This is a genomic window from Chryseobacterium sp. CP-77, from assembly GCF_036362765.1.
Taxonomy (GTDB): Bacteria; Bacteroidota; Bacteroidia; order Flavobacteriales; family Weeksellaceae; genus Chryseobacterium; species Chryseobacterium cupriresistens.
Map to the genome: position 1 here is coordinate 4362066 of NZ_CP143637.1, position 16019 is coordinate 4378084.

Annotated in this window: 11 protein-coding genes; 7 read left to right on the top strand and 4 right to left on the bottom strand. The window is 36.5% G+C overall.

Annotated features, from left to right (window positions below; translation table 11 throughout):
• The first annotated feature begins 402 nt into the window (after positions 1-402).
• The 3 genes from V0410_RS19600 to V0410_RS19610 are packed head-to-tail and all read left to right on the top strand — an operon-like array spanning position 403 to position 4766.
• Entirely contained in the window at positions 403-717 is a 315-nt protein-coding gene (locus V0410_RS19600; protein WP_330745314.1) for a hypothetical protein, read from the top strand.
• 5 nt (positions 718-722) lie between these two features.
• Positions 723-3419, top strand: a complete 2697-nt coding sequence (locus V0410_RS19605; RefSeq protein ID WP_330745315.1) for a DUF6493 family protein — start codon at positions 723-725, stop codon at positions 3417-3419.
• 3 nt (positions 3420-3422) lie between these two features.
• Positions 3423-4766, top strand: coding sequence for an SWIM zinc finger family protein (locus V0410_RS19610; protein ID WP_330745316.1), 1344 nt, complete (start codon positions 3423-3425; stop codon positions 4764-4766).
• An 80-nt stretch (positions 4767-4846) separates the two neighbouring features.
• Here V0410_RS19610 and V0410_RS19615 read toward each other — a convergent pair whose 3' ends face one another.
• Entirely contained in the window at positions 4847-5299 is a 453-nt protein-coding gene (locus V0410_RS19615) for a VOC family protein (protein WP_330745317.1), read from the bottom strand.
• A gap of 375 nt (positions 5300-5674) precedes the next feature.
• Between V0410_RS19615 and V0410_RS19620 the strand changes: the two genes are divergently transcribed.
• The 3 genes from V0410_RS19620 (at position 5675) to V0410_RS19630 (ending at position 9767) form a co-directional block, all read left to right on the top strand.
• On the top strand, positions 5675-7192 hold the full coding sequence (locus V0410_RS19620) for a TROVE domain-containing protein (RefSeq protein WP_330745318.1): 1518 nt from the start codon (positions 5675-5677) through the stop codon (positions 7190-7192).
• A gap of 152 nt (positions 7193-7344) precedes the next feature.
• Positions 7345-8256 carry a DUF5677 domain-containing protein gene (locus V0410_RS19625; protein WP_330745319.1) on the top strand — a complete coding sequence of 304 codons (912 nt, stop codon included), beginning with the start codon at positions 7345-7347 and terminating at the stop codon, positions 8254-8256.
• Between the two features lie 668 nt (positions 8257-8924).
• Positions 8925-9767 (top strand): hypothetical protein, encoded by an 843-nt coding sequence (locus tag V0410_RS19630; protein ID WP_330745320.1) that lies wholly within the window; start codon positions 8925-8927, stop codon positions 9765-9767.
• Positions 9768-10193: 426 nt separating this feature from the next.
• On the opposite strand, the gene V0410_RS19635 is transcribed toward V0410_RS19630, so the two are convergent.
• Positions 10194-10532 carry a hypothetical protein gene (locus tag V0410_RS19635; protein WP_110009580.1) on the bottom strand — a complete coding sequence of 113 codons (339 nt, stop codon included), beginning with the start codon at positions 10530-10532 and terminating at the stop codon, positions 10194-10196.
• Between the two features lie 14 nt (positions 10533-10546).
• Positions 10547-10972 carry a transposase gene (locus tag V0410_RS19640; RefSeq protein ID WP_110009579.1) on the bottom strand — a complete coding sequence of 142 codons (426 nt, stop codon included), beginning with the start codon at positions 10970-10972 and terminating at the stop codon, positions 10547-10549.
• Positions 10973-11581: 609 nt separating this feature from the next.
• Between V0410_RS19640 and V0410_RS19645 the strand changes: the two genes are divergently transcribed.
• Positions 11582-13120 carry a SulP family inorganic anion transporter gene (locus V0410_RS19645; RefSeq protein ID WP_330745321.1) on the top strand — a complete coding sequence of 513 codons (1539 nt, stop codon included), beginning with the start codon at positions 11582-11584 and terminating at the stop codon, positions 13118-13120.
• A 348-nt stretch (positions 13121-13468) separates the two neighbouring features.
• Here the strand turns inward: V0410_RS19645 and fusA are convergent, their stop codons facing one another.
• A complete protein-coding gene (gene fusA / locus V0410_RS19650) occupies positions 13469-15529 on the bottom strand; it encodes an elongation factor G (RefSeq protein ID WP_330745322.1) in 2061 nt (686 codons plus the stop codon).
• Between the last annotated feature and the right edge of the window lie 490 nt (positions 15530-16019).

Sequence of the window (16019 nt, forward strand, 5' to 3'; positions counted from 1 at the left end):
AAAAAATCACTTTTATGGGATAATTTACTGTCTGTCAGTCATTTTTTTTTATTTTAGCCAATGAGAATAAATTGATGTTTGGTAATGAAAGTTTTGATGTAAAATATTTAAACTGTTGTTTGGCTGCAAAGCAGGTCATCAGTACAAAAAAAATCCGGATAGACAAGATATCATTTGATTTTGCTATCGGATTCTTTAAAAGTTACATCCCTGAAAACATTTTTTATTAAATAATTTATTCAATTTTTGTCCGGATCTTTAAGATGATGGACTGATGACAATTTTATATAGGACTTCCTGTTTTAAAGACTTTGTTTTCACAGGAAAAAACTGCTGTTATAAAATACTGTGTATTAATGTTGTAGTGAAGGATTTGAAAAAGTTTTAAATGTTGAAATGAAGATGAATTTACTTTTCATGGAGAGGCCTTATTTATTTCTGTCTCCGGGACTGTTTAATAAATATGAAACTCCCTTTGTTACGGCTTTTGAGACCCTTTTTAACAAACGGTCTTCAAACCATTTTAAAAAATATAAAGGAAAACTGCTGACCTCCATTCTTTCAGCAGCTGGGAGAACGGTTTTTAATAACAAAAACTACGGGCTCTATCATGAACTGTTAAAGTATAATGGGTTTGAACCAGAGAAAGCTCTTATCAAACTGCCTGAAGAATGGAAAAAAATGAATAACCTGAAACAAATTTATACATCAAATTAAAGCCCATGAAAGAAAGACTTTATGAGATCCTTAATGAGGAAAAAGTACATGAGATTATTCCCTTTCTAAAAGAGCTTAGCATTGAAGAAAGGAAAACACTGATACCCTCTATCAAGAAAATGGACCGTGAGATCAGTAAAATTGTAATGACTAAAAACTCCTACCACACGGCAGGATCTGTGAACCAGCATTCCATTATAGATATAGCTTCTTTTGTATGTATGGACAAAAAGAATTTTGGTAAAAATTACTGGAGCCTTTTCCGTAATGCAGAACAGACCGAGCAGATATTGGAATGGGGATGCCCGGACTGGTTTTCAGACTTTATCAATGAATCGGTTGAAGCAGAATTTACAGCCTTCAATTATAAAGATATTTTAGGATGGTCAGAGAAAGGATATGTACAGCCCAAACCTGAATTATTGGGACATCACCTGAGTAATTATCCGGCTGATCTTGACCATTATCCTGAAACACTTAATACACATTTCTGGTATTTATGTGAATTTCCTTCCAAATCTTTACCCTTCCGTAAAGAATGGTTTCCCATTGTTCAAAAGCTCATTGCTGAGAAGAAAATAGAAAGGAAAAGATTCCTGAAAGAATGCCTTCTGGCTTCCAACAGAAACTTTAATAAAAATGTCACGGGCTGGTTTATGGATGCTTTTACATCATTAAAACCAACGGAAGAAGAATTAGCTGATCTGCAGGATGAACTGCTTGCAGGACTTGTTTCTTCACAGTCGAAAGCCGTTAATACAATATTATCCCACCTGAAAAAAATTGTTGGGGCTGCTGAATTTAAAAATGAAGAATTTTCGCATTACCTTCCGAATTTGCTGAGCTCAGAAGTAAAAACAGTGGTGGTTTCCAGTCTGGGACTTACTGAAAAAATATTTCAGAGAAAGAAGGTAGATCCGGATATGCTCGGAGTGGCTTTAAGTACAGCGTTTGTCAGTAAAGATGATGGCATACAGTCAAAAGCAGCAAAGATTATTCTTAAATACATACCGGCTTCAGAAAATATGATTGAGGCACTTTCTCACTATTCAGATAATATATTGACGAATGTACGTCCTCTTTTAGTAAAATATATTGAAGAAAAACAGCCGGAACTGGAAGCTATAGCTTCGGAAAAACGATTGCTGGCTACAGATGAAAATGCGGTGCAGGTACTTCAGAATTTTGAAGATCTGATGTTCTATCTGCCTTTGGCAATGGACGATCCGTATAGCTATCATTGTGATATTGCTTTGACGGGGTTTATCAGGTTTGCCGGAGATGTGGATGAAGATTCAGTGAAACTGATGGAACCTGTATTTTTAAAGGCCTGTAAAACCATTGCAAAATGGGAAGTTCCTTATCTGAATGTTTTGCTGTGCAATGCTATTATCAATTATGGGCTGGCCTTAATGGAAAAATATCCGGTTCAGCTAAAGAATCTGGAAAAAATATACCAGAAAACAAGGGAGGAAGAAATGACAAGAGAGTCTTACTCCAATTATCAGAAGAAATTAGGTCCCATAGAAGATGTTGGAGCAGATTGTCCTGCAAGACAGGCTTTTAAAGAGATTGCTGTATATGCTGTTGAAAAAATAAAATCCGGGGATAAACTGCCTCTGTTATTTCCTATCACCCATGCACCATGCTGGATTTCCCCTGTGACTCTGGTTGAGAGATTGGAGAATTATCAGAATAATAATACAGAGCCTCATCATCTGGATATCCAGCTGGCCCTGCAGCGCTGCGCTTTGGATGATACTTCAGAAGCTATTGCAGAAACAGAGAAAAGACTAAAAGGGGAATATAGAGAATTACTGCTTTTCTTCTTTGGTAAAAATGAAAAACCGGAAGGCAGGTTTATACACCCTTCATGGTGGATGACAGCCGGAATTACAAGTTCACCTGACACTGTTTTTGAAGAATTCAGAAGTTTCGGATATGAAAATATTCCTGTGGAATTCTTTTCAGGGGCTTACCAATGGAAGACCATTGACAATAAGAAAAACTCATACTATCCGGTAGAGCTGAATATTACGATTCCAAAATATCATCTTGAAAAAAGAAAAGAACCTTTGTTCCTGGAATATTTTGTAGCAGAGCAGAAAGAGCTTAATGAAATTCCTGCACTGATGCTGTGCTTTCCCAATACGCCTGCCAATGCTCTGGCGAAAGTTATCAAGTACTGTCTTTTCTATTCAGGAATTGCAGAAGTTTTTGAAAGAAACCTTGTTTTGAATACTGCTAATACACTGTATCAGATCAAGAAACCTCTGGATGAAATTGGTTATCTGTTTCTTGGGACTATTTTCCTGGATGGTGATAAAACCATCCGAGGAACTGCTGCTGAAATCTGGCTTGAACATGTTTCCTGTCAGATGATGGATAACGCAAGGCTGGGAAGAGTGATTGGTCTGCACGAAAAACTGGAGTGGGCACCGGTGAAAAGATTGACAGATCTTATGCAGCATCACATGCTGAATGTAAGTAAAAATCATAATACTGCTCTCGAGGAATTGATTACCAATATTGTACTTCAAATGGAAGAACCGGTTACCAATCTGAAAAGAATTCTGGAAATTTACCATGAAGTATTGGCATTGAATCATTCATTGGTTCCTAAAGAAATACTTGAAAAATTAAACCACTGGAAAGAAAACTCCAGCCTTAAAAAAATCTGTAATCTACTCCTGAAAAAATAGATCATGGAAGATACGTTTATTTACAACTATTCAGGTGCATCCTCTTTAGTTAGGACAGGTGCGCTTGAAGAGCTGTTCCTTGCCAAATACAATGAGGTATATAAAAATACTGATGCCCTCTGTTTCTTTTGGGGAAATGTAGGGCAGCCCTTTATTTTGGCCCGATGTCTGATCACACTTTCCAACATTGTGAAATCCAGTTTTAATCTGTCGCCGCTTCAGATGGCACACCTTAAAGATCCTATAGTGACAGCGGGAAATGAAAGAGTAAGGTTTGAAGGTTTTTCCCATTGTGCAGGAGTGTATGCAAGAGTAGATGTAATGCCTGATGGATTGGATGGTGAGTTTCTTGAAAGCGGAACAACAAATGTGGATTTCAATCAGCCTATGATAAATGCTTTGGGAAGTATCCGTCCGAATGGAAAAATTATGCTTTCTGTAGGGCAAAAAGAAGTTGGGCTTTATCAGGAAGAAAATAAAATAATAGAAAGAAAAGTTCCATTGCCTGTAAAATGGATCAAAGGATTGGGGACCGTTCAGGTCTATTTATCAGAATCAGTGAAACGCTACACCTTCAATAGAATCCAGACGCAGCAATTGTTTAGAGGAATGCCGAAAGGAGTGGTAAAGTCAGATTATTACTTGATTGTACGGGGAAATAAACCCATCTTTTCTCCGGTACAATCTACAGATTCTGTTTGCATAGGAGGAATTCACAGGCTTCGTCTTTTAGAGCCTCTTCTTCCTTATATTGATTCTATGCAGGTATTTGCACATGCCAACATGCAGTCCGTAACATGGCAGCTCAGTATGGGGAATATCCGTTTCAGTTTTTCTTTATCTAGAGAATGCTGGAGAGGTTTCTCAGGGGAAGGCGCAGTGCTAGATAGCCTGATTTCGGATGTTCCCGACGAATGGATTGACGCCTTGGATAAATATGCCTATGCCAACCAGTCCTTTAATCCTGCCACACTTGCTCTGGAAGAGAATATCAGTTTTGACAAAGTTGAAAATAGTACCGGCAGGCTTGCTGCAATGGGATTACTCGGTTACGACCTTGATGACAGGGAATTTTTCTATCGCAGGCTTCCTTTTAAATTAAGCCGTATTATCGGACTCAATCCCCGGATAAAAAATGCTGAAAGATTGATTGAAGACGGAAAAGTAGAAATTTTAAATCATCATAAAACAAGAACAGAAGCCAGAGTAAAAGGAACGGGTGTGCATCACACAGTTATCATTGAAAATGAGCGTGCGCGCTGTACCTGCGAATGGTTCAGTAAATATCAGGGTGAGAGAGGTCCCTGTAAACATGTCCTGGCAGTGAAAAAACTGGTCAATGCTTAAATGCTGCTGATGTTTATTTGGTTATTTTGCTGATAATACAGAGGCATAAAAATCCTACGCCTCTGTATTGTAAAATTGTATTATTGGCCGGTCTGCTGTATCCATTCTTCATAGCTGAGTACACCTAATTCCGGTCTCCCTTCTCCGTCCAGAACAGAAATAAACTCAAGCTGGTTTCCATCGGGATCATTAAAATAAACAGCCAGTGCAGGCATCCATGCAAATACCATAGGCTCTGCACTTCCGTTTTTCAGAAAGTTGTAAGGTTTTAAATTCTTTTTTTCAAGAAACTCTACAGAATAATTCAAAATATCTTCCTTACTGCAGGAAAAAGCAAAATGTCTGGTCTGAAGATTCTTCTTCTGCTCCCATAATCCGAGCATAAATTCTTTCCCTTCTCCAACCCATAAAAAAACAATGGGCCTGGTTTCATCCCTGTGAGCAAGTTTCAATCCCAGCACTTCTGTATAAAATTGTATTGCATTTTCCAGATTGCTCACCTGAATATGGGTTTCATATATTCCTTTAATCATAGCTTAATTTTTAATCATAGCAAAGCTAGAAAAGCCTTAGTGAAAAATGGAATACAGATGATTTCTTTAATGAAAACGAATGATAGAAGGATTTTATAATGATGAATATGAATGATGAATGATGAATGCGGTTTTATTTCTCAACCATCAGGGATGGGCTTTAGCCGCCTTATAACAATCTCATTCATTCGGCTTTATCCAAAACTTAAAATCTGCGTAATCTTGCATAATCTGCGAGAATCATTTTAAAAATTTTAAAAAAAATCAAATAGAAACATTCTACGCAAAAAGGTTGCGTAATACTGTTTTTACTTTGCATCAGAAATCAGAGAGGAAGTATCAATCCTTTCCATGTTAACAATAAAAACAGTAACCATGAAATTTAATTTTTTAAAAAAAGAAACTAAAGTAGTACCAAACTACGAAGGTGCCAGAGCCTATGCGATGACACCTGCAGAAGAATTGTATAGTGCTGTTGTTACAACAGGGCTGTCAGATGCCAACTATGAGAAGGGAAATGACAGATTGGAAAGAATACAGTCTCTGATCAAAAAAAATGATCCTGAATTTGTGGCAAAGCTGGCCGTATATGCAAGAAAAGATATGTACTTAAGATCTATTCCATTGGTTTTGACAACTGAACTGGCAAAGCAGATTTCCGGTACAGACCTTGTAAGCAAAACCGTAGATGGAGTCGTGCAGAGAGCGGATGAAATCACAGAATTGCTGGCGTACTACCAGCTTGCCAATAAAAGAACCGATACAAAGAAGCTGAACAAACTATCCAAGCAGATTCAGAAAGGATTGGTAAAATCATTCAATAAATTTGATGAATATCAGTTTGCTAAATACAACAGAAAAGCAGAAGTAACCCTGAAAGATGCATTATTTCTGATTCACCCGAAAGCTAAGGATGAAAACCAACAAGCAGTTTTCAACAAAATTGCCAACAATACACTGGAAACGCCTTATACATGGGAAGTTGAACTTTCCGTTCTGGGCCAGACAAAGTTTGCTAATGATGCAGAAAGAAAACTAGCTTTCAAAAACAAATGGGAAGAACTGATCTTCAGTAACAAATTGGGGTATATGGCAACGATGAGAAACCTGAGAAATATCCTGGAAGCAGGTGTATCACCAGATGCAATGAATAAAGTCTGCAGGTATCTTTCTGATGAAAGAGCCGTCTCCAACTCGAAACAGCTCCCATTCCGATTCCTGGCGGCTTACAGAGAACTGAAAACAATAGATTCTCCATACCTGTCATCAGTATTGGAAGCATTGGAAGATGCTGTAGTGGTAAGTGCTAAAAATATCAAAGGTTTTGGTTTTGATACTTCAGTGGTAATTGCAGCCGATGTATCGGGTTCCATGCAGAAAGCGGTTTCCGGTAAAAGTAAGATTTTACTGTATGATATCGGTTTGCTGATGTCTATGATCCTGCAGTCGCAATGTAAAAATGTGGTGACAGGTATCTTTGGTGACCGTTGGCTAAGAGTTCCCATGCCAAAAAACGGTATTTTAAGGAACGTGGATGCATTCTATAAACGTGAAGGTGAAGTAGGATATTCCACCAATGGTTATCTGGTGATCGAAGATCTGATCAAAAGAGGAGAACAGGTGGATAAGGTAATGCTTTTCACCGATACCCAGCTGTGGGACAGCAGTGGAAACAGAAACTCTTTTGAAAACCTGTGGAACAGATACAAAGCGATCGCTCCCAATGCAAAACTGTATATTTTTGACCTTGCGGGTTATGGTACACAGCCGCTTGATATTAGAAAAAATGATGTACATCTTATTGCGGGTTGGTCAGACAAAATTTTCGATGTACTGAACGCGTTGGAAGACAAAAAGTCTGCAGTAAAAATGATTCAGAAAGTAGTGCTGTAACAGGCACTGCTTTTAAAATATAGAAAAAACTATCAATATATTCAGAAGCTTACTCCCGCTTTCCACTTTATCTTTTTCGCCAAAGCTTTTTTCAAGCCATTCAGAAAAAGGATGCCATTGCAATTAGGGCTGTAAAATAAAAAATATAAATTATGAAATATAAATTATCAACAAATTTTGCAAAAACTCAGATAAAAGAAATTGATAATATTGAATACCTTATAAGTAGTATCAAATCAATAAACAAAGCATTTTTTGAATTAATTCAAAGTCTGTATACTGGGCAACCTCAATTAGAAGGACGTGAGATCTTTGTTGAAACATTGAGTACACGAATTTTAACAACGACTAATAGTATTGTGGGTTTAACAGGTGGAATATTTTTAGAATCAAACGATAAAATTGCGACAATCCAGATAATTGATTTTCCCTCAATAAATATTTTGACTAGATCTATAATAGAATCTTTTTTAACTTTAGAGTATTTGTTTTATAATAAATTAGAAGAGGATGAAAAAGAGTTTAGATTTTTACTTTGGAGGATTTCAGGCTATAAAGCTAGGCAAAACTTTTTTTCTGAAGATGGCAAAATAAGAGGAGGAGAAAAAGTCAAGAAAGTTTTAGATAGTGAATTAGAAGAAATAAAAGAACTTTTAAATATTATTGAAAAATCCCAACACTACTCAAATTTAGAAAAAAAACATTTGTCAAAGTTAAGTAGATATGGTATACCTAGACTTAAGAGTTGGTCAGAACTTTTAGAATCAAGTATGTTAAAAACTGATCTTTTCTTAACATCATATAAACTTTATTCAAATTATGCTCATTCGGAATTTATTTCTTTAATTCAATGTAATGGAGCTGATGTTTTTAATAAAGGTTCATATGGTAATTCATTGCATTTAAAGAATGCTCTTAGATTAGTTTTGTATATTAATTGTGTTAGTATAATTCAACTTAAAAAAAAATTTGATTATACTAATGAGGTATATGATGCTTTCAATCTAGAACAAAAGAATATAATTGAATTTTGGAATGCTTTTACAATAGGTGAACTGACATAATTAAATTAATTAAGAATTTTAAACTAGGGATTCCTTGTAGCCGGAGTTTCCAGGTCTTGAACTTTTGGTTCTTTTGCTTCAAGGCAAAACGAACAAATATTTAAATAAAAAATAAAACTACGTAAAAAGATTGCGTACTCACAATATAATTTTGCAGTGTTAATAATACTGGTGCCGTTAGAAAGACCTCCTTCGATTCCAAACTGACAGAGTCTTTCACCAGATTGCCCGGTAGCAACCAATGCTGTTGATAAGAGTTTCATCGTCAACATCCAATTGAACATCAATTACTCTTATGATTCATTGCTTGGTTTTTAATAAAAAGCAACTGCGTAAAAAGAATGCGCAGCAAGAATATAAATTTGTATAAGAAACTAATAACTATGAATAAACATAAAAATCAAGTGTCGCCTTAGAATCATACTTCGAGATTGAGTAAACATTGGGTCGCAGGTTCGAATCCTGCCTTCTCCCTCGAAAAGGAGAGGTAGCTCAGCAGGTAGAGCAAATGCACGGAAGATTCTGAAAAATATTACCTTGATTTGTAAAAGAGTGCCGTAGAAAAGACCTGCTTCGGTTTAATTTGGTTCGACTCCAGAAGGTCATGAAAGTGATCTTGTACAAGTCTTTTTGAATCCTGCCTCTTTTTTATTTTAAAATGAATAACCATGCATATACCAAGTAATCTGACTGAATTTTTATACTGGGTCAAAGAACGCACAGAAAAACTGTGGTCTGTAAATGATGAAAATTGTCCTAAAGGATTTTACGGTGCCAAATGGCAAGGGCTTTCTGAAGAACAGATTGATCAGGTTGAAAGAAAATATGAGGTGAGCTTTACGTCTGAACACAGAGAATTTCTAAAGATTCTTCATGCAATTGACAAAAAAGAAATTGTTGAATATGAAGATGAAGGGACACTGATTGCAGAAGAATGTACTTTCTTTTATAATTGGTTAGAGAATGAAACAGAAATTATCGGTCAGATAAATTCTGTTTACAAATGGATGTGGGATGATATTATGAGTGTCAATCATGTTTGGTTGAAATCCTGGGGAATAAAGCCTAAATCTTTGGAGAGAAAAAAAGAAATTTTTGACGAATGGTTTTCAAAGCTTCCCCAATTATTACCTGTCAGGGATTCAGCTTGTGTTGTAGAAAACAACAATTTAAAATGGAATCCTGTAGTAAGCGTTAGTGGTTCGGATGTTGTTATTCTGGGTTGGGATTTCAGAACTACTTACTTACTATATGAACTAAGAGATCATCTTGATATTTATACAGATATATATGATGAGGAAGATAAGAGGTTTTATCCGGAACTTATTGATGAGGTACAACAAATATTCAATGAAAACTTTAAGTATGATGAAACCAAATACATTCCTTATCTGAAAGAAATGATTCTCTATTGGTCCTCCGGATGGCGTGGGTTTGGTTTAAGCTATTATTCTGAAGATGCCCGGATTCATCCTATTGTCAAAACATATATTGCTGAAGAAGAAAAATAAAAACAAACAAGTGCCGTAGAAAAATGTTACTTCGCTCATCACGACGGGGTCACGGGTTCGAGTCCCGTCTCTTCCACAACAAAAACACAGTTTATATAGGAAGAGTAGCTCAGCTGGTTAGAGCACGACTACATTATTCGTTTTTCGCCTTGTTTTATCATACAAGAAGCCGGAAGTGGGACGTTGAAAGATCTTTGTATCGTAATTTTCTATAAAGCCGGAGGAATCTCAGGCTTGCCATCTTTCTTCTTTCCACTTCCAGCTTCTTTATATGACCATCTGAAGTGTCGTCAGGAAAAAATACATCGCACTATAATGACGGGAGGAATAGCGAAGCCGGTTACACCGGCAAGGTTATCCGGTTCGACTCCGGCAAACGACAGCCCTGTTTTTTCCTTATTATTACCTTTAAAAAATGCCGGTAGATTATGTACCGGCACTTTTCATTGTATCTTCAAGCTCTTTCTCAAACATTCCTTTCCATTTGGAAAGCGTAGTCCGGCTTATTTTATATTTCCTTGACATATAGCTTGTTGAGTGGCCATGTTTTTTCTGATACTGAAGCAGTTTTAACATCGTCTGCCTGTCATAGGTTTTCAGTTTCTGATTTTCTCTGGACTGCTTGAACAACTTTTCATTGAACTTAAGTACATCATCACTGGTGTGAAGCTTTTCAAGAAGTTCTTTGATTTTCGGATCTTTCAGCTTTTCAGGATATTCCATCTTTAGCATATCCTGATAAATTCTTTTGTAATTTGGGCGCATGTTTTATCTCTTTATCAGTTGGCATTATCGCTCTTCTGAAGCCATCTGTGAAGCGTACTTTTTGGAATTGAATATTCCTTGATAACTTCGCTTTGGGTCATTTCACCGGAAATAATCCTTTTCATGATAAAATCTTTGATTTCCTGAGTGTAAATGTTTTTCCTGAAATAAGGCGTCTTTTCAGACTTTTGGCTGTTTTTGTTAATTGCAGAAGGCGGTGCGTATAAAATTAAATGTGAACTGTAGAGTCTGAAAAAATCATATTCCAGTAATTTGCTCCATCTTAAAAGAAGATCAGTATCCATTGAGCTGCTGTCGTACATCATCTCAACAGTTTCTTCATCTTTGCCTAAAAATTTGCATATTCTCTCTACTGTTATTTCGTTTTCATCAACTCTCTCCTTAATAAATTTCCCAATATGGATTTCTTTATATAACATTTTTACTGAATATTATTCTTTTGTTTAAACTTATATATAAAAAACGAAAATAGGTGATGTGTATTATTTTGTGTGGTGGTAAATAGCTGACGATAGCTTGAAATTGCTAAAGAAAAGAAATTATGATTAAAAAATACCTTTCGTAAGACTCTATCTTAGAAACGCATTATAGCTTACCAAATATTGTAAAACAGGCGGGTAGGGATCACCTTAATATAATTTGGATATATTCTTTATTTTCAATGGGGTCTTTTCTTCTTCTCTTTCAAACTCTCTTCCTGCCATTTGTGTAAAATAATATATAACCTATTAAGGTTTTTATAGAATTCTGTGAGCTGCGGCTGTTGATGTGTTGATAAACAGCTTTTTGCGCATCGAATTTTTTAATTAGTACCAAATAATCGCTTATTCGTTTTCAAATGTAAACAAAAATAAGAAGTAAAAACAGCTAGAAATGTAAAAATCATACTTTATCTATTTATTTTAAGTAAAATTAACATATTATAAAAGTTGATATGTAAATTGTTTAAAGTGATAACTGTAATCATGAAAAAATCATAAAAAGAAAAAATTGTATACCATTTACACAGTCCATACATTTGCATATCAATGAAAAATACTATAAGCTTATTCGACTTTTCGAAGAAAATCAATTATAAGAACGAACTGCTGGCTGGCTTTACGGTAGCAATGACTATGATTCCTGAATCTCTCTCATTTGCTATTCTGGCTGGTTTGTCTCCGCTTACAGGGCTGTATGCTGCATTTATGATGGGACTTGTAACCGCAGTTTTAGGAGGTCGTCCGGGAATGGTTTCCGGTGGAGCAGGAGCAACCATCGTGGTACTGATTGCTTTGATACAATCTCATGGGATAGAATATCTTTTTGCTACCGTTGCACTTGCCGGAATCTTTCAGATGATGGTAGGAATCTTTAAACTTGGAAAATTTGTGAGACTGATTCCACAGCCTGTTATGTACGGATTTCTGAACGGATTGGCTATTATTATTTTCATGGCACAGGTTGAACAGTTCAAAATCACAGACAGTAATGGCGGAGTAAGTTGGCTGCAGGGAATGCCTTTGTACATTATGGCTGGCTTAACTGCCCTTACAATTGCTATCGTTTACTTTTTTCCAAAAATCACAAAAGTGGTTCCTGCCTCTCTGGTAGCTATTATCATCGTATTTGCAGTAGTTCTCGGATTTAATATTCCAACAAAAACGGTTGCAGATATTGCTCATATCAGTGGAAATCTTCCGGATTTTCATATTCCGAAGATCCCTTTTTCTCTGGAAACTTTACAGATTATTTTTCCATATGCTTTAATTATGGCCGGAGTAGGTCTTATTGAATCTCTTCTGACATTATCGATGGTAGATGAAATCACAAATACCAAGGGAAGTGCCAATAAAGAGTCTGTCGCTCAGGGATTGGCTAATATTACCAACGGCTTTTTTGGTGGAATGGGTGGTTGTGCAATGGTAGCACAGACATTGGTAAATCTTAATGCAGGCTCCAGAGCGAGACTATCAGGAATTGTAGCATCACTGCTTATTTTGATAATTATTCTTGTTGGTGCACCTGTCATAGAGAAAATTCCTATGGCTGCTCTGGTAGGAGTGATGATGATGGTTGCTATCAGCACTTTCCAGTGGGTATCGATCAGGATTGTGAATAAAATGCCGAAATCGGACATTTTTGTAGGCGTTACTGTAGCACTGATTACTGTTATTTTACACAATCTTGCTCTAGCAGTGTTGGTTGGAGTAATCATTTCAGCATTGGTTTTTGCCTGGGATAATGCTAAAAGAATCAGAGCGAGAAAACATGTGGATGAAAACGGGGTGAAGTACTATGAAATATATGGGCCTTTATTTTTTGGTTCAGTAACAGCGTTTACAGATAAATTTGATCCTGTGAATGACCCGGATCAGGTGGTTATAGATTTTAAAGAAAGCCGTATTGTAGATATGAGTGCTATTAATGCGCTGGATAAATTGTCCAAACGTTATAAGCAGCAGAATAAAACGATATATCTGCGTCATCTCAGTGAAGATTGCAGAAAAGTATTAAAAAATGCAGAAGCAGTAGTGGAAGTTAATATTCAGGAAGATCCTACCTATAAGGTGATGCCGGAAAAATAGGAGAGGAGTCAATAAGTGAATTTTGCTTCGCAAGTGAAAAGTGAATTTTTTCAGAATAGAAAAATTGACAGCACATCGAATTGACAATTGATTATTCACAATTTCATAGTCAATAAGTGAATTTTGCTTCGCAAGTGAATGGTGAATTTTTATAGTAAAAAAAAATTGACAAGCGCAGCGGATTGACGATTGACCATTCACAATTTCATAGTCAATAAGTGAATTTTGCTTCGCAAGTGAATGGTGAATTTTTATAGTAAAAAAAAATTGACAAGCGCAGCGGATTGACGATTGACCATTCACAAACAAGACAAGGACTGTAAGAAAAAATCTACAGTCCTTGCTTGTTTAGGTTATTAATGTATTGGCGATAAAATCAGGCACTAAAGCATAGTGTGATAATTTCATACTGATGGAAGCTCTTCCGCTTGTCAATGTTCTCAGATCTGAAATGTACCCGAACGTTGAGGCTAACGGAACTTCCGCGGCAAAAATCTTTCTTCCGGATTTTTCATCAATAGAAGTAATAATTCCTCTTCTTCTGTTGATATCCGCAGTGACAGCACCTGTATATTCCTCAATACTTTGAATTTCTATCTGCATGACAGGCTCCATCAGCTTAGGGCTACATCCTTTTGCTGCAGCTTTGAATCCTTCTCTTGCTGCAATCTCAAAATCAAATGCTGCAGAATCCTGAGCGTGGAAGGAACCGTCAAGAAGGGTGATCTTCATGTTTTCCAGAGGATATCCGTTCAAAGGTCCATACTCCATAGCTTCTCTGAATCCTTTTTCAACAGAAGGAATAAATTCAGTCGGAATAACTCCGCCTTTGATCATATTGATAAATTCCAATCCATTGTCATTTCCCGGGCCAATCTCAAACGTGATATCAGCGAACTGGCCGCTTCCTCCGTTTTGTTTGGAAAACTTTTCTCGGTGAACTTTAGTTTCCGTTAAGATCTCACGATAAGAAACTTTAGGTTTCCCCTGATTGATTTCAATACCATGATTCAGACGGATTTTCTCTAGGGTAACTTCGAGATGAAGTTCTCCCAATCCACTCAATAAAGTCTCTCCGGTCTGCGGATCTCTTTCAACCACCAAAGAAGGATCTTCTTCCTGTATTTTGGCCAATACCAAACCGAAAGACTTCTCATCACCATTGGTTTTCGGCTCGATAGCAACTCTGATCACAGGAGTCGGAATGGTAATGGCTTCCAGTAATATCGGCTTTTCTAGAGAAGATAGAGAATCACCGGTCTTGGCATCTTTTATTCCTGTCAAAGCAACAATATCTCCTGCTTTAGCTTCGTCCATTGATAATGTTTTATCCGACTGCATCTGTAAAATTCTCGAAATCCTGAAGCTTTCACCCGTTCTTACATTCAGTATCGTATCTCCGGATTTGATTTTTCCGGAATAGACACGAAGCATAGCCAGTCTTCCCATATGTTTATCAATCACCACTTTGAAAACAAGTCCAGAAAAAGGTGCTTCCTCATTTCTTTCCATTGTTACCGTTTCTTCCGTTTGAGGATCTCTTCCCTGGAGGTCAGCAAGCTGATCCGGTGCCGGAAGATAAGTTACGACAGCATCAAGAAGAGGCTGGATTCCCTTATTTTTAAAGGCTGAACCACATAAAACAGGAACGGCAGATCCGGATCTGCAGACTCTTTGTATCGCTTCTGAGAGCATTTCAACAGTGACTGTTTGTTCAGTATCCATAAAAATTTCAAAGAACATCTCATCATTCTCTGCAAGAGTTTCCATTAATTTAACTCTATATTCATGGGCTTCTGTCATAGAAACAGCAGGAATTTCCTTTTCCATAATGGTTTCTCCATTTTCATCCGTCCAGTATAAGGCTTTCATTTTGATAAGATCAATAACGCCTTCAAAATCGTTTTCAGCTCCAATCGGAATCTGAATGGTCAATGGAACAGCATTCAGTTTAGTTTTTATCTCATTGAGAACCGCAAAGAAATCCGCCCCGATTCTGTCCATTTTATTGATGAAACAGATTTTGGATGTTCCATGTTTTTCAGCCTGGAACCAAACGTTTTCAGTCTGTGGCTGAACTCCTGATGAAGCGCAGAAAACTGCGATTACACTGTCCAGAACTCTTAGAGAGCGTTCTACTTCTACTGCAAAATCAATGTGTCCCGGCGTATCAATAATATTGATATTATAAACATTGTTATCTTTTTTCCATTGTGTGGAAACTGCAGCCGATGAAATGGTAATTCCTCTGTTTCTTTCCTGGATGTCTTTATCCATGGTGGTATTTCCATCATCTACATTACCGATTTTATGAATAAGTCCTGTGTAATACAAAAGCCTTTCTGATAACGTTGTTTTTCCTGCATCTACGTGTGCTATAATCCCTATATTTCGTGTGTTGTATTTCATTCTGTTTGATTTTAATTGTTGATTTTTAGATCTGTGTTTGAAAAAGAGTCTGAAAAAAATGAGCACAAAATACACTCCGGTCTTATAAAGCCGGTAAAACATTTTCGTATTTCGTATCAAAGTGAAATTTTCAGAGATCTTAACAAACAACAGAAGTTTTTGGATTTGTTAAAGTCTGAAAATAGGGCAGCAAAAAAGACCTATCCGAATAGACAGGTCTTTAATATATTTTTGGGTATAAAAGATCTATAGAACTATTCAGATAAATATTCAGTGCTGCCAAAGAACACAGCTCTGACAGGATTGCTTAACGTTATAATATTTATCATTTTTGTTGACATTGTTGATTTTTAATCGGTTGCGAAATTATAATTTTTTTTTGATTTTCAAAGAATTTTTGAAAATATTTTTTTGTAAACGGATATTAAACACTTTGTAAACCGCCTTCTGTGCGTTTCTCAAATTCATAGAATTTCATAAAAATATCTTA

Bases quoted from the DNA above. Each gene is read 5' to 3' on its own strand.
- V0410_RS19635 (WP_110009580.1), bottom strand. From the start codon at position 10,532: ATGCGCCCAAATTACAAAAGAATTTATCAGGATATGCTAAAGATGGAA.
- V0410_RS19605 (WP_330745315.1), top strand. From the start codon at position 723: ATGAAAGAAAGACTTTATGAGATCCTTAATGAGGAAAAAGTACATGAG.
- fusA (WP_330745322.1), bottom strand. From the start codon at position 15,529: ATGAAATACAACACACGAAATATAGGGATTATAGCACACGTAGATGCA.
- V0410_RS19645 (WP_330745321.1), top strand. From the start codon at position 11,582: ATGAAAAATACTATAAGCTTATTCGACTTTTCGAAGAAAATCAATTAT.
- V0410_RS19620 (WP_330745318.1), top strand. From the start codon at position 5,675: ATGAAATTTAATTTTTTAAAAAAAGAAACTAAAGTAGTACCAAACTAC.
- V0410_RS19630 (WP_330745320.1), top strand. From the start codon at position 8,925: ATGCATATACCAAGTAATCTGACTGAATTTTTATACTGGGTCAAAGAA.
- V0410_RS19640 (WP_110009579.1), bottom strand. From the start codon at position 10,972: ATGTTATATAAAGAAATCCATATTGGGAAATTTATTAAGGAGAGAGTT.
- V0410_RS19625 (WP_330745319.1), top strand. From the start codon at position 7,345: ATGAAATATAAATTATCAACAAATTTTGCAAAAACTCAGATAAAAGAA.
- V0410_RS19615 (WP_330745317.1), bottom strand. From the start codon at position 5,299: ATGATTAAAGGAATATATGAAACCCATATTCAGGTGAGCAATCTGGAA.
- V0410_RS19600 (WP_330745314.1), top strand. From the start codon at position 403: ATGAATTTACTTTTCATGGAGAGGCCTTATTTATTTCTGTCTCCGGGA.
- V0410_RS19610 (WP_330745316.1), top strand. From the start codon at position 3,423: ATGGAAGATACGTTTATTTACAACTATTCAGGTGCATCCTCTTTAGTT.